The organism is Pseudomonas sp. A-R-19, assembly GCF_019956575.1.
In the GTDB taxonomy this organism is placed as follows: Bacteria; Pseudomonadota; Gammaproteobacteria; order Pseudomonadales; family Pseudomonadaceae; genus Aquipseudomonas.
Genome location: NZ_JAHBDR010000030.1, coordinates 124,336 through 137,799 on the forward strand (window position 1 = coordinate 124,336; position 13,464 = coordinate 137,799).

Annotated in this window: 11 protein-coding genes; 6 read left to right on the forward strand and 5 right to left on the reverse strand. The window is 58.7% G+C overall.

Features of this window, described 5'->3' with window-relative positions:
• The 3 genes from KGA88_RS02430 to KGA88_RS02440 form a co-directional block, all read right to left on the reverse strand.
• On the reverse strand, positions 1–792 hold the full coding sequence (locus tag KGA88_RS02430; protein WP_007996153.1) for an ABC transporter permease: 792 nt from the start codon (positions 790–792) through the stop codon (positions 1–3).
• 28 nt (positions 793–820) lie between these two features.
• Positions 821–1,756 carry an ABC transporter permease gene (locus KGA88_RS02435; RefSeq protein ID WP_110661896.1) on the reverse strand — a complete coding sequence of 312 codons (936 nt, stop codon included), beginning with the start codon at positions 1,754–1,756 and terminating at the stop codon, positions 821–823.
• 95 nt (positions 1,757–1,851) lie between these two features.
• The gene (locus KGA88_RS02440; RefSeq protein WP_110661895.1) at positions 1,852–3,012 is read right to left on the reverse strand and encodes a PotD/PotF family extracellular solute-binding protein; all 1,161 of its coding nucleotides are present in this window, start codon (positions 3,010–3,012) and stop codon (positions 1,852–1,854) included.
• Positions 3,013–3,541: 529 nt separating this feature from the next.
• On the opposite strand from KGA88_RS02440, the gene KGA88_RS02445 reads away from it, so the two are divergent.
• A complete protein-coding gene (locus tag KGA88_RS02445; protein WP_223588640.1) occupies positions 3,542–4,714 on the forward strand; it encodes a thiamine pyrophosphate-dependent enzyme in 1,173 nt (390 codons plus the stop codon).
• A gap of 14 nt (positions 4,715–4,728) precedes the next feature.
• On the opposite strand, the gene KGA88_RS02450 is transcribed toward KGA88_RS02445, so the two are convergent.
• Positions 4,729–5,595, reverse strand: a complete 867-nt coding sequence (locus tag KGA88_RS02450) for a helix-turn-helix transcriptional regulator (protein WP_110661413.1) — start codon at positions 5,593–5,595, stop codon at positions 4,729–4,731.
• A gap of 420 nt (positions 5,596–6,015) precedes the next feature.
• Between KGA88_RS02450 and KGA88_RS02455 the strand changes: the two genes are divergently transcribed.
• From KGA88_RS02455 to KGA88_RS02470, 4 genes are all read left to right on the forward strand, one after another.
• Entirely contained in the window at positions 6,016–7,185 is a 1,170-nt protein-coding gene (locus KGA88_RS02455; protein ID WP_223588642.1) for a Gfo/Idh/MocA family protein, read from the forward strand.
• 47 nt (positions 7,186–7,232) lie between these two features.
• On the forward strand, positions 7,233–8,255 hold the full coding sequence (locus tag KGA88_RS02460; RefSeq protein ID WP_223588645.1) for a glycoside hydrolase family 3 N-terminal domain-containing protein: 1,023 nt from the start codon (positions 7,233–7,235) through the stop codon (positions 8,253–8,255).
• Between the two features lie 91 nt (positions 8,256–8,346).
• Positions 8,347–9,231 carry a sugar phosphate isomerase/epimerase family protein gene (locus KGA88_RS02465; RefSeq protein WP_223588648.1) on the forward strand — a complete coding sequence of 295 codons (885 nt, stop codon included), beginning with the start codon at positions 8,347–8,349 and terminating at the stop codon, positions 9,229–9,231.
• 152 nt (positions 9,232–9,383) lie between these two features.
• The gene (locus KGA88_RS02470) at positions 9,384–10,970 is read left to right on the forward strand and encodes a GMC family oxidoreductase (protein WP_223588650.1); all 1,587 of its coding nucleotides are present in this window, start codon (positions 9,384–9,386) and stop codon (positions 10,968–10,970) included.
• 72 nt (positions 10,971–11,042) lie between these two features.
• Here KGA88_RS02470 and KGA88_RS02475 read toward each other — a convergent pair whose 3' ends face one another.
• On the reverse strand, positions 11,043–11,987 hold the full coding sequence (locus KGA88_RS02475) for a DMT family transporter (RefSeq protein WP_223588653.1): 945 nt from the start codon (positions 11,985–11,987) through the stop codon (positions 11,043–11,045).
• A 90-nt stretch (positions 11,988–12,077) separates the two neighbouring features.
• Here KGA88_RS02475 and KGA88_RS02480 point away from each other — a divergent pair, with 90 nt between their 5' ends.
• Positions 12,078–13,013: a LysR substrate-binding domain-containing protein gene (locus tag KGA88_RS02480; protein WP_110661401.1), complete on the forward strand. Its 936-nt coding sequence runs from the start codon at positions 12,078–12,080 to the stop codon at positions 13,011–13,013.
• Positions 13,014–13,464: the final 451 nt, after the last annotated feature.

Genomic DNA, 13,464 nt, shown 5'->3' on the forward strand with positions numbered 1-13,464 from the left:
TTACTCTGCAGTTTCAGCACGTTCAAGTTCGAGACGACGACGGCGCAGGGTCATGACCAGGCCGGCAATGACAATGATGGCAATGGTCACGACCAGCATGAACACCGAGGCGGCATTGATGGTTGGGCTGACGGCGCGGCGCATCATCGAAAGAATCATGAGTGGCAACGTGGTGTCGCTGCCGGTGACGAACACGGTGATCAGGAATTCGTCCAGGGAGAGGGCGATCGCCAGGATCGCGGCACCGGCAATCGTCGGGCCGATGATCGGCAGCGTCACCAACCAGAACGCCTTGAGCGGCGATGCACCCAGGTCACGTGCAGCTTCTTCGAACGACAGATCGAAGTATTCCAGGCGAGAACGCACGGACTCGACGAAGAAGGGGAAGGTGAACAAGGTATGGCCGATGATCACCGTCAACAGTGAGCGTGGCAGGCCGATCAACGAGAAGAAAATCACCAGCGCGATCCCCAGGAACAGCCCGGGCAGGGCGATTGGAGCGAAGTTCATGAAGGCAAAGATGGATTTGATCCGGCCCTTCATGCGCATCAGCGCCAGGGCCGAGAACGTTCCCAGCAAGGTGGTCAGAATGGCCGAACCCGCGGCGACGATTGCACTGTTGGTCAATGCGGTCATGAAGTCCGGGCTGCTGAACAGCGCCTCGTACCATTGGGTCGAAAAGCCTTCGAACGGGAACGACAGCGAGGCCGACGAATGAAAGCTGAACAGCGCGATGATCGCGATGGGCGCATAAAGAAACAGCATGTAGACGTAAGTGAAGAGCCTGATCATGGCGAGTTACCTTTTTTATGGGCGGTCATCAGTCGTGGTAACGCTTGCCGGGCGCCAGGTTTGCAGCCCGCAGCACACCCAGCAGCAACGCATAGACCAGCATGAAAACCAGCAGCAGCAAGTAGGCCATCGCAGCCCCCAGTGGCCAGTTGCCGACCGAGCGAAACTGGTTGGCGATCACCAGGCCGGTGGTCATCGCGTCACGGCCGCCCAAAAGCTGGGGGGTGACGTAGTCACTGGCGGCAAGCACGAAGGTGAACATGAACGAGCTGACGATGCTCTTGTGCGCCATCGGCATGATCACCCGCCACAGGATGGTGGCGCCGCCGGCACCCAGGTCCGCAGCGGCTTCCAGGTAGTCCCGCTTGATGTCGCGCAAGCCCGACACCAGCAGCAGCAGGGTGAAGGGCAGCATGATGTGCACCAGGGTCAACACCACTGAAAACTTGCTGAAGACCAGCCATTCCAGTGGCTGATCGATCAGTCCCAGGTGCATCAGGGTGGAGTTGATCACGCCGTTGGTGCCCAGGATCGAGCGCCAGGCGTAGACCCGCACCAGGTAGCTGGAGAACCAGGAGACCAGGGCCAGGTACAGCACGGCATTGGAGCGCGTGCGATAGACAATGTAGTAGGCGACCGGGGCACTGATGACCGTCGACAGCACCGCGGTCCAGAAGCCATTCTGCAGGGCGATCCAGAGCGAGTCGTAAAACCCGGTGGCAGTCAAGGCCTTGGCGTAGTTGGCCAGGGTTGCCGCAGGTTCCATGCTGAAGGTCTTGGCGGTCCAGAAACTCGCGACCAGCAGCAATAGCGACGGAATGAGGAAGAACACCACCAGAAAGAACAGGGGAGGCGATGCCAGTAGATAGCCGCTGAGTGTTTTCTTGTCGATTTTCACGTGTTTGCCAGCCTTTGAATCCCTGTCATCGAGGAGGATGGGCTCGCTGTTGTTGACTACGTTCATGATGATTGTGCCTTTGCTTTTTGTTTCGATAACGAGGGCGCCTTGCCGGGCGCCCTCTCAAGCCGTTCTTTCACCTGGGCGGATAGCCGGGGCCGCTAGAACGAGCCTTTGAAGTTCGCCCACTGATCGATCCACTCGGCATAGGTCACGTACTTGTCGGAGCTCAGGGGCGGCTGGCCGTAGAGCTTCGATTTCTCGAAAAAACTGTCCAGATTCGCGTAGTCGAACGTTGTCCTGAGCTCTTCGGAGAGTAGCGGCACCGCCTTGCTGTTGACCACGCCGGAGAACATGGTGGTGGCCATTTTCGCCTGCGTGTCGGCCTCAAGCGTCTTGTTGATGAACTCCAGCGCGAGCGGTACGTCCTTGGCTGTCTTGGGGATGAACAAGGCATCGCACCAGAGGGCAGCACCTTCCTTGGGCACCGATAGCTCTGTGACTATGCCGCGCTTTTTGGTCTCGCTCGGGGTGTTGGCCGACGCCGAAAACACCGCGTCGACTTCGCCGGACACCAACAGCGAAACGGCATCGCCCGAGGAGGCCGCAAAGACTCGGCATTGATCACGATACGGTTTGAGTTTTTCGAAGGCGTCATCGAATTCGGCGCGGGTCAGGTTAGGGAATTTGTCGCCGTAGCCGGCAATGATCGCGATCAGTGACCAGTTGGAAGTCCCGTCATCGACAAAGGTCAGCCGGCCCTTCAGTTTCGGGTCGAGCAGGTCTTTGTACTCGGCGGGTTTGTTCATTTTCTTGGGGTTGTAGACGATCGTGTTCATGCCCCACAACAGCGGGACGCCCCATTGCTTGCCATCCCAGTACCAGCGGCTGCCTTTATAGAACAGCGGCACGGTGTTTTCTGCGGAGTAGTTGGGGATCTGCGCGGTATCGATCGCCTTGAGCAGGCCCATCTGCTGATAGATGGTCTCGTAGCCCAACGCGTACATGGTCAGGTCAAGCTGCACGGGATCGGAACCGGCCAGCCGCGCGGTGATGTCGTCCTGGTTGCTGGCATAGCTGGAGCGCACGGTGATGCCACGCTGTTTGCGCCACTCGGCCAGCTCCGCATCACCGGTTTCACCTTCCCAGCCAAGAATCTCCAGATGACCCGAGGAGGCGGCAAATGCACTTGGCACGAACGAAGCAATGTACAACCCTGCGGCAGACGCAGCAGCCCCCAGCATGAACGAGCGCCGGTTCAGGCTGATCGAATCCAGGTTAATGCCGGTTGATCCATAACCCGACTCTGTTTCTTTTTTCATTTTGAGTTCCTGCCTAGGGTGGTTGTTTGCTAACGGTTAACGACTTGCAATGGCGTGCGCTCGGCGGGTTTCGCCGGGCATGTCCTTATGCATGCAGTCAGGTAAATCGGCAGAGTTATGGCCAGCGATGTTTCCATGCGGCTGGGGAGGTTGTGGCGCTGTGCTGCCTGGTAGAGAGAGCATTGCGCAGTTGGCCTCCACTGGTCCGATCGACTCTTCCTTGGCTGGGTACGCGCCGTGTTCTTCAAGTAGCAGGGTGAAGGCTTCACGTGGCGCGCCCAGCGCTTGATAGGCTCGGCTTGTTGTTTTCATGGATCGAGTATTGGCCTGGCGGGCAGGGCACTCAATTTCGCAGCACCTTTAAAAGCGACGCACTCTGACGCATCAAAGTGACCTAATCGGCGCAGCAGTCTCCTGATAACGATAGTCCCGCTTGAGCGGGGGATGGGCGGTGTTCACGTGCGTCAACGTGCGTCTCTTTTGCGGGGGGTGCGAAATTGAGCCGTGTTTGTTCCAGGCGAATACTCCGATGACGGTCTTGAGACGCAGCAACGTGCATCCGCACTGGCGCCAGCGTCTATTCGATGGGAGTTTTTCTGTGAAGCTCACGGGTGGTCAGATTGTTGCGAAAGCGCTGAAAGCGAACGGTGTCGATTATGTTGCCGGCATGCCGGGTGAAGGCTCTTGGGCCTTGGTAGAAGCATTGCTCAAGACAGGCTCCGACATCCCTTTCATTCATGTCATACAGGAGCAAAGCGCGGTCCACCTGGCCGACGGCTATTTTCGTGCCTGCGGTCGGCCGATGGCCATACTTCTGCCGGCGCCGCTGGGCCTTTCGAAAGCCTTGGGCGCGATTGCAGTGGCGTTGGCGGATGCCTCGGCGATGCTGGTGATCACTGCCGGCGACACCGAACGCGGCGTTGATTCTCCTGAGTTCACAGCCACTGGCATCAGCAAAGAGCATGTGCGGGTTTCGTCGATTGAACAGTTGGCGCAGGCCCTGCGCCAGGCCTTCGATACGATGTTCAGCGGTCGCGTCGGCCCGGTCAGCCTGGATATCCCGGCGGCTGTCCAGGGCGCCTCGGTCGACGCCAGTTTGTCACCCGCCACCTTGCGGGCCAACAACGCCAGCGACATCCCACCGCTGGTGGCTCTCAGGCCCCTGGCGCAACTGAGTTCGATCCTGGAGGGGGATGCGCTGCTGATGGTCGGGACGCAGAGTCTGCGGGAGACTGTCAGTGAGATCTTCCCGGATTATCAACACCGAGGTCACTTCTGTACCTCTGGCGCCGGCGCGCTGGGTTGGGCAGTTCCGGCAGCCATTGGCGCGAAGCTCGCCATGCCGGCACGTCAAGTGGTGTGTGCCGTCAGCGACGGGGATTTTTTACAGTCGATGCAGGAACTGGCGGTGTGCGTGATGCACAGTCTTCCCGTGGTGTTCCTGGTGTTCAACAACAGCGGGCCTGAGTCGTTGAGCGATGTGCAAGTTTCCCTCGCCGGGCAACATCGGGCCGGGGAATTCAATTTGCCGGACGGCAAACCTTACTCGCCTGACTTCGCGGGCATCGCCAGAAACTTTGGCCTGCAAGCGTGGCGAGTCGAACATGCTTCGCAACTCAATCCAGCCTTCATCAAGGCGCTGAACAGCAAAGGGCCGTCGTTGGTGGAGATCATTACTGCGCGCAGTTCGCGAGCGAACTGATTGAGCGCAACGTCTCAATCCTGACCGCCCCAGACGATAGTGGCGTTATCGCCCGTCATGTATTCGCGCACTTCCAGCGGTAACGACTGATCGCTGGGAAGCACCGCGGTTGCATTGCGCAGGTGATGTTTGCGGATCTTGCCTTTGTCCACCAGCCCCAACGCCATGCGCGTCGAGAAGGGTTGGCGAAAAGACGATGACGCCACACCGGTGACCAAACCATAAAGGAACCGGATCGGCCGGCGATGCTGCGGCGTGAGAATCGAAAACGTCATTTCGTTACGTTGCTTGCCCTCGAAATCGACCATGAACAGACGATCGCCCAGCAGCAGGCAGAATCCGTGATAGGTGAACGAATAGCCGATCTTTCCACTGCCATCGAGCAAGGGAAAGCGTTCTACGGTGACGTACTGGACCATCGAGTCGGCCCGATACAGGCAGGTGACCGAACGCAGGATGCGGCCTTTATAGATAGAGGAGTTGTGGTACCGGTAATAGACGCCCAGATAGTCCTCGAGCAGATCCGCCGACTGCTTCGCCAGGGGCAGGAAATGATTGAATTGCGCCGAGGCCCGCAAGTCTGTCGGTAGTTCGTTTTCGTAACCTTCATAAAACTTCTTGAACTCGGCGGGCGGCCGGAAAAGGTCTTCGGCTTCCATCATGAAATACCGGCCGATCTTCTGCAGGATTTTCTGCGAGGGGACGTGCTGGCCCACCAGGTATTTGTTGAACTGCTGGCGATTGACATCAACTTTGCGGCACATGTCTGCCACCGAGCGACAAGACTCCACCAGCGTACTCAGGTTCTTTTGCACGTTGGCTTGCAAGTCGCTGCGAACCTGTTGTCGCTCAGGGTGCGAGGTGGCGGCAGTTAGCGACATGGGCGACGAATCTCCTCGGCTGGGCATTTTTTTCTCGATATAGGCCAGGGTGTAAGAGCGGAAGGTTATATAGGTTATAAATCAGTTATCGAAATAACCGCCTGTATAACTTGGTGCCCACTTAAACAATTGAATTTTCAATAGTTAATCAAGCATGTTTCATGCCCGCAAAGAGTATTTAAGTTCAATCCGCCAATATCAGTCAATGCGTCAGATTGTAAGCGCTCCTGCTGGCCAGTCCGAGTCACCATTGGGTAGGCGCATGCCCGGCCAGTAACACTTCGTCCGGCCGTCGGTAACAGATATCCATGCCATGGCCGAATAGTGCTTCAGTCCGCGTCATGTATCGAGGGTGTGCGAAATGGTGCAAAGAAAGTTCGCCATCGATACTTCAAGGCTTAACGATTGGAGTCTCAGGCGATGGCAAGGTTGACCGGCGATATTCCAGGACAAAGGCGATTCAAGGTAGGCATGGTTGGCGGCGGGCAGGGCGCTTACTTCGCCAGTTATCACCGGGCGGCCATGCGTCTTTGCAATCGCTTCGACATTGTCGCCGGTGCCTTCTCTTCGGATGCCGACAAGTGCCGGGAGGCGGGCGCGGCGCTTGGCCTGCAACCAGAGCGAGTCTACCTGTCGTTCGAGGACATGGCCGCTGCCGAGTCGCGTCGATCCGACCCCATAGAGGCGGTCGTCATCGTGACACCCAATCATCTGCACTTTGAACCTTGCCGATTGTTTCTGCGGGCGGGCATTCCGGTCATTTGCGACAAGCCGCTGGTCAACAGCCCACAAGAAGCCACTGAGTTGGCGAGCATTGCCGATCAGCACGATACGTTCTTTGCGCTGACCTACACCTACCAGGGCTATCCCATGGTCAGGGATGCCCGCAGTCGTATTCAGGCCGGGGAGCTTGGCGACATTCGCTTCATGTATGTCGAGTACCTGCTGGAGTGGTTGGCGCCGGGTGTCTCGACGCTGAGTAAAAGCCTGGCCTGGCGCGGTGATCCGCAAAAGGCCGGCCCCACCGGTGTCGTCGGTGACATCGGCACCCATGCCTTCAACATGCTTGAGTTCCTGGGCGGGCGCCGTTGCACCAGCCTGAATGCCAAATTGACCACGGTCGTACCCGGCTGGGGGCTGGACGACACCTGCGTGGTGCAGCTGGAGTTCGAAGGCGGGGTGGACGGTCTGCTGTGGGCCAGTTTCGCGGCGCCCGGCCATCGTAATGGCCTGCGCTTCAAAATCATCGGCAGCCAGGCTTCGCTCGAATGGTGCCAGGAGTCCCCGGAAACCCTGCGCTTTACCCCCGTCGACGGTGCAGAGCGCATCTACCGCCGAGGCCAGAGCGACAACGCCGCCCAGACACTGAACTTCACCAGCTTGCCCGCCGGCAACACCGAAGGCTATCTGGAAGCACTCGCTGTTCTCTACGCCGATTTCGCCGAGGCACTCGATGCCGGCGCAGGTTGGCGCAGCGCAACCAGCATTGCGTTACCCGACATCCATGAGGGCGTGCGCGGCGTCTGCCTGTCCCAGGCGTGCGTCGAGTCCAGCCGACGGCGTGCCTGGGTGCCTTTTCCCTCCAACTGACACCTCCACGCTTTCTGTGCTCAACACTACGCAACCAAGGAAAATCGATGTCTAGCGAACTCTACAGAGCGGCATATTCGGTACTGCTTCCCGCGTTCGGGGATTTGCACCTGGACGAAAACGTCCGTCGTTATCTGAGCCGCGGGGGCGTTTCCCTGTTGCTGGGGGAGACACGGGACGAGTACGTGGGCCGAGCCATGAGCGCGGCGCGAAAGGGCGCGGAAACCCAGGCAGATTTCGTCAACATCGCCCGGCAAGGGGCCTCGTTGGCGGGGTCGCCGGTACTGATTGCGGTGGACCAGGAACTCGGCGGCATCGAACGCCTTCATCAATTGGTCCCTGCCGTCGCGTCGCGAGAGCAGTTCAAGGCGCTGAGCGCTCATGACATCGAACATCGATGCTTCGAGATGGCCCGGGCGGCACGCAGCCTGGGCGTCAATCTGTTCCTGGCACCGATTGTCGACGTGGTCACCGGCGCCAACCCATGGCTGCTCAACCGGCACCTGGGCGCCGACCCGCTCGAGGTCAGCCGGGTTTGCTGTGCCTTTATCCGCGGGGTGCAACGGGCGGGCGTGATTGCCACGGCCAAACACTTCCCGGGCCATTACATCACTGAAGCGGATCCGGCGATTGCCCCCGCCACAGTTCCCGGGCCAGTGCATTTGCTGCACGACAACCTTGAGGTCTTCAAGCAAGTCATTGCCAGCGGCGTCAAGGCGGTGATGCCGGGGCCTGCGGTGTTCCCGGCGCTCGACCCTGAGCATTCGGCGTCCACCTCGTCGACAATCATCGGCCTTCTGCGTGACACCCTTGGTTTCGACGGTTTGATTATTTCCGATGACCTCGATGCGGTGTCCATCCTTCGCGGTAACTCCATCACGGACACGGCCGTTGCGTCACTGTCGGCAGGCGCACACCTGTTGCTGGTGTCCAGTGAGTCTGGTCTGGATGCCATCGCCGAAGCCATTGTCGCGGCCGTCGATGCGGGGGTTCTGGACCGTCAGGTTCTGCTGGCTGCCGCGTTCAAGGTACGGGCGTTGGCCAATGCCACGCACGACCTGACGCGGTAACTGCGTCAGTTCGCGCCTTATTTAGCGTGGCTGCGAAATCTCTACCTGAATCCGATCGCTCTACAATGAATAACAACGGTAGGAGCGTCATATGCAAACCCAAAACAATATCCTGGCCCTGCATTCCACAGTTGCAAAGCACTCGACCCTGGCGATGGACATCGACATTAAAAAGGCCACGGGTTTCGATGCGCTGGAGATCAACAGCGCAAAACTGGAAGCCTGGCTGCAGGCCGGTTACACCGAATCGGAACTGAAAAATTTGCTTGCGGACGTGCCTGTCACAGGCATTGGTTACCTGAGGGATATCGAGCGCCAGGGTACCGAACGCAATGACTTGCTCAAAGAGGCCGAGCGACTGTTCCAGTTGGCCAACCTGGCCGGCGCCAAAGGTGTGCAAGTGCTCACCGGGCCAATCAATGTCCAGGCCGTGATCGATTTCCAGCAGCACGGCAAGAGCAAGCATTACTCGGGCTTGCTGGGTCTTGATGAAGCGACCCAGTATGACTTGACCGCCAGGAATCTCACCTTGCTGGCTGATCTGGCCAAGCAATATGACGTTCTTCTTTATCTTGAAGCGCTGTCCTGGACGCCACTGAACAGCCTCGACCACCAACTTCAGCTGATTGATCGCTGCGGGCGCGATAACGTCAAGATGGTCATCGACTACTGGCATTGCTTTACCTCAGGCGTGAAGCCGCAAGACATTGCCAGGATGAACAAAGACCTGATCTACGGCGTGCATGTTTGTGACTCGCTGCCGTATGAAGGTGGTATCGCCAACGAAGAAATCCTCAGGGATGTGCCGACGGGCAGTGGGGTCCTGGACCTTGCCGAGTGGACGGCCGCGGTGAAGGCCACCGGGTACGAGGGCTGGTGGAGTTGCGAGTTGTTTTGCAAGAAACAGCAACAACAGAACAGTTACGAAGTCGCCAAAGCGTTGAAGTCACTGTTGACCCGGCTTGTGGGTCGATAACAGCTTTTTTCGACAAGAACCAAAAGTACTTTTCAAGTTTGATTTCGGCCTGCCCGTCATTGCGCAGGCGCAAGTCAACGCTTGTCACTTTCTATTGGCTGCCACCGCTCCCGGCAGCCTTGTTCTCAATACTAAAAAGATCTGAGGTCGTAATGGTGGATTTCATCGTAATCGGAGGCGGATCGACAGGCTGCACCGTGGCTTCGAGACTGAGCGAAGACTCAACGGCATCCGTCGTCCTTTTCGAAGAGGGGCCGCGCGATCGCAACCCCTATATCCATATTCCCGGCGCCTACTACAAGACGGCGCAAGGCCCGCTGCTCAAACGTTATGCCTGGGAGCCTACCGAAGATCAACGCCGCACCGAGACGCCGACGATGGTCCAGGCCAGCGTTTTGGGTGGCGGAAGTTCGGTCAATGCGATGATCTACATCCGCGGTGTCCCGGCCGACTACGACGGCTGGGCCGAGCAGGGCGCCGCCGGCTGGTCTTACAAGGACGTACTGCCGTACTTCAAAAAAGCCGAAGACAACGAGCGCTTCTGCAATGAAGCCCATGGTGTTGGCGGGCCGCTGGGTGTTTCCGATCCGATCAATATCCATCCGCTGACCAAAGTGTGGCTTCGCGCATGCCAGCAATACGGCTTGCCGTACAACGAAGATTTCAATTCGGGCCAGCCTGAAGGTTGCGGGCTGTATCAGATCACCGCCAAAAACGGCTTTCGCAGCAGTGCGGCAGTGGCCTACCTGAAACCCGCCAAATCGCGCAAGAACCTCACCGTAAAGACCGGGTGTCGGGTCATCCGCATCCTCACCCAAGGCAGTAAAGCCATTGGCGTTGAATACATCGAGAAGGGCGTGCGCCAGGTGATGCATGCCGACAAGGAAATCATTTTATCGTCCGGCGCCATCAACTCACCGCGTTTGTTGATGTTGTCCGGTATCGGACCCGCCGCGCAGCTGGATAAACATGGCATCAAGGTGGTCAGTGACTTGCCCGGTGTGGGCCAGAATCTTCAGGACCATATTGAAGTGTCTCTGGTGTATGAACTGACCGGGCCGCATAGCTACGACAAGTACAAAAAGCCCCTTTGGAAAATGATGGCGGGCTTGCAATACGCCTTGTTCAGACAAGGCCCGGCGGCTTCCAACCTCATTGAAGGCGGCGCTTTCTGGTGGGGCGACAAGGCGGCGGCCCATCCGGATATCCAGTACTTCATGGTCGTGGGTGCAGGCATAGAAGAGGGCGTCGATTCAGTTCCCGGCGGCAATGGCTGCACGCTGAACCTGGGGCAGATACGTCCAAGGTCCAGAGGCCATGTGGAACTCTATTCAGCCGACCCGATGTCACCGCCGCGGATCGTGCCCAACTATTTTTCCGACCCATACGATATCGAGAGTCTGGTGGATGGTTGCCTGGAGGGTGAGCAAATCATGTCCCAGGCCGCCTTCAAACCATTCATTGCCAGGCGGCATGTGCCGGACGGGGCGGTCCGGACCCGGGAAGAAATGAAAAAGTTCTGCCACGAGCAAGCGCACGCCGCGCTGCATCCATCCGGCACGTGCCGCATGGGGGTGGACGAACTTTCGGTGGTCGGCCCGGACCTGCGCGTGCACGGTATGGAAGGGCTGCGCGTTGCCGACGCATCGGTCATGCCCACGCTGATCTCCGGGAACCCTAACTCGGTGTGCATCATGATCGGCGAAAAAGCCGCGGACATGATCAGAAACGGGCACTGAGCCGGCACTCGGGATAGCGCGGCAGTCACGGGGTAACCCTTGACTACCGTGCTTGCTGCCGGTCAGCAGCGGCTACGGTTCAGCCTGTTTCATCGGCACGATTTGGTGGCGCTTCGCCGCCCAGACGACCCCACCCACCAGCAACACGATTGACGTCACCTCCATCAAGCCAGGCACTCGCTGACTGAACAGAAAACCGTATACACAGGCAAACAGCGTTTCGAACACGATCATCTGGCCACTCAACGACGTGGCCATGCGACGCGAGCAGGCATTCCACAGCCCATTGGCAACCCATGAACCACCGAGTGCCAGGAACAGGCAGACCCACAGCAACGCTGTCCAGCGGCTGTTTTCAACCTGAGCGGGGACCAGGTTCGGGAACAGGATCAAGGCCGCGATGCCGAACACGACCGCGACGACACCCGTCACGATACCCAACAGCGTCGACCATTCGCTGCTGTTGAAATGGCTTTGCTTGAGATAGCGGGCATTGTGGGTCGCGTACCACGACCAGCAGATCACGCCGCTGACCCCGCAGGCCAGGCCCAGCCAGCGCGAAGACAGTGAGCCACTCGCCGCCTGTGTGCCCGAGTGTTCGAGGCTCACCGATACGATGCCCAGGAATACCAGCAACAAGGGCAGCTTGAGCTTTGTCAGGGGCAGGGACCCGGCATCGCCACGCCCCAGATAGGTAATGGCAACCGGCATCATGCCGTTGATAAGGGCGGCGGCAGTCACCCCGCTCAGTTGCACGGAAGCGCCCAACAGCGCGTAGTTGAGGATGTTCCCGGTGAAAGAAAGGCGAAGCAGCATCAAGGCATCGCGGCGCGTCAACCGGGAGAGCAGGCGTGATGCAAAAGGCAAGGCGACGAGGAGCGAGATCAGCCCGTACATTGCAAACCGCACGCTGCTGATCAGCACGGCATTGAATTCCGGCAGCAACGAGGGGGCGATGATCACCCCTCCCCAGAGAGCACCCGCCAAAATCGCAAATACAATCCCACTGTTCATCATCTTGGCTCTGAAAGGCTGTTTAGCGGCATTCTAGCCATGGTATATAAGCGCCACCTGCGATAAATAGTTGGTCACCCATTCCCGGGCGGAATGTCGTGGCGCAGTCGTCCGCTCAGGAGAACCCTCATTAACCGTTACCTGCGTACCTTGCCCCCGTTGGAAACCCTGATCACATTTGAGGCGGTGGGACGGCACGCCAGTTTCACGGGGGCGGCAGGCGAGCTGTTTCTTACCCAGAGCGCCGTGAGCAAACAGATGCGCCAGCTCGAGGACTGCATGGGCGTCCCGCTCTTCGAGCGCAAACCGAGGGGTGTCAAGTTGACCGGCGCAGGCGATGAGCTGCTGATGACGGTCAACGTGCTCCTCACCACGATGTACCAAAGCGTCACGCGAATTCGCAATGTCCATCAGTCCAACGCCGTCTCGGTGCTGGCGACCCATGCCCTGGCCCAGTTCTGGCTGTTCCCGAAACTGATCGAATTCAACAAGGCCTACCCCGACATCGCCGTGCACGTCCACGCCATCAACGAGTTCGATGAGGCCAGCCTCAATGATTTCGACGTGGGCATTCTCTATGGCTCTGGCGAATGGCCCTCGCTGGACAGCGATTTCCTGCTGCCGGAAATCGTCTATGCCGTGGCCCATCCTTCACTGGATGTTTCGCGGATCAAGACCCTGGAACACTTGGCGCAGGCCAACCTGGTGCAGATCGACACGTGCGCCTGGCAATGCCTGGACTGGCACCAATGGTTCGGTCACTTTGGCATCGACTACATAGCGCGGGACAAAGCCCCGGTCTTTAACCAGCTGACACTGGCGTATCGGGCCGTTCAGCAAGGCATGGGCATCGGCCTGGCCTGGACGTTCATGGCTGATGAGGCGCTGGCCAAGGGAGAATTGCAGCGGGTTACACCTTTCGAATGCGTGACGGGCAATGGCGAGTTCCTGGTGTCGCTCAAGCATCGCAAGCGTTCTGCCTCTGCCGAGATATTCCGGCAGTGGCTGCTGGGATCAATGGGCGACTGAGCAGTCCAACGATAACGCGTGTGACCTGGATAAACGCGGCGCACCTGAGTCCATCGCCAGCAAGCCGGCTCCTACAGGTATTGCGCGGTCCCTTGTAGGAGCTGGCTTGCCAGCGATGGTCGTCAACGATAACGCGTGTGACCTGGATAAACGCGGCGCACCTGAGTCCATCGCCGGCAAGCCGGCTCCTACAGGTATTGCGCGGTCCCTTGTAGGAGCTGGCTTGCCAGCGATGCTCGTCAACGATAACGCGAGTAAACCGGCTAACCGCGGCGCACTTGAGTCCATCGCCAGCAAGCCGGCTCCTACAGGTATTGCGCGGCCCCTTGTAATTGGATGGACTCGCCCAAGCCGAGGCGTCAATGCGCCACGGTGGCAGTCTAAACAGCCAACGACAGCGAGGGCGAGTCCATGAAAAATCATAGTTCGTTTGATCAATCCGTGTCTTCTT

Bases quoted from the DNA above. Each gene is read 5' to 3' on its own strand.
- KGA88_RS02440 (WP_110661895.1), bottom strand. From the start codon at position 3,012: ATGAAAAAAGAAACAGAGTCGGGTTATGGATCAACCGGCATTAACCTG.
- KGA88_RS02465 (WP_223588648.1), top strand. From the start codon at position 8,347: ATGCAAACCCAAAACAATATCCTGGCCCTGCATTCCACAGTTGCAAAG.
- KGA88_RS02430 (WP_007996153.1), bottom strand. From the start codon at position 792: ATGATCAGGCTCTTCACTTACGTCTACATGCTGTTTCTTTATGCGCCC.
- KGA88_RS02475 (WP_223588653.1), bottom strand. From the start codon at position 11,987: ATGATGAACAGTGGGATTGTATTTGCGATTTTGGCGGGTGCTCTCTGG.
- KGA88_RS02445 (WP_223588640.1), top strand. From the start codon at position 3,542: ATGACGGTCTTGAGACGCAGCAACGTGCATCCGCACTGGCGCCAGCGT.
- KGA88_RS02480 (WP_110661401.1), top strand. From the start codon at position 12,078: ATGTCGTGGCGCAGTCGTCCGCTCAGGAGAACCCTCATTAACCGTTAC.
- KGA88_RS02435 (WP_110661896.1), bottom strand. From the start codon at position 1,756: ATGAACGTAGTCAACAACAGCGAGCCCATCCTCCTCGATGACAGGGAT.
- KGA88_RS02460 (WP_223588645.1), top strand. From the start codon at position 7,233: ATGTCTAGCGAACTCTACAGAGCGGCATATTCGGTACTGCTTCCCGCG.
- KGA88_RS02455 (WP_223588642.1), top strand. From the start codon at position 6,016: ATGGCAAGGTTGACCGGCGATATTCCAGGACAAAGGCGATTCAAGGTA.
- KGA88_RS02450 (WP_110661413.1), bottom strand. From the start codon at position 5,595: ATGTCGCTAACTGCCGCCACCTCGCACCCTGAGCGACAACAGGTTCGC.
- KGA88_RS02470 (WP_223588650.1), top strand. From the start codon at position 9,384: ATGGTGGATTTCATCGTAATCGGAGGCGGATCGACAGGCTGCACCGTG.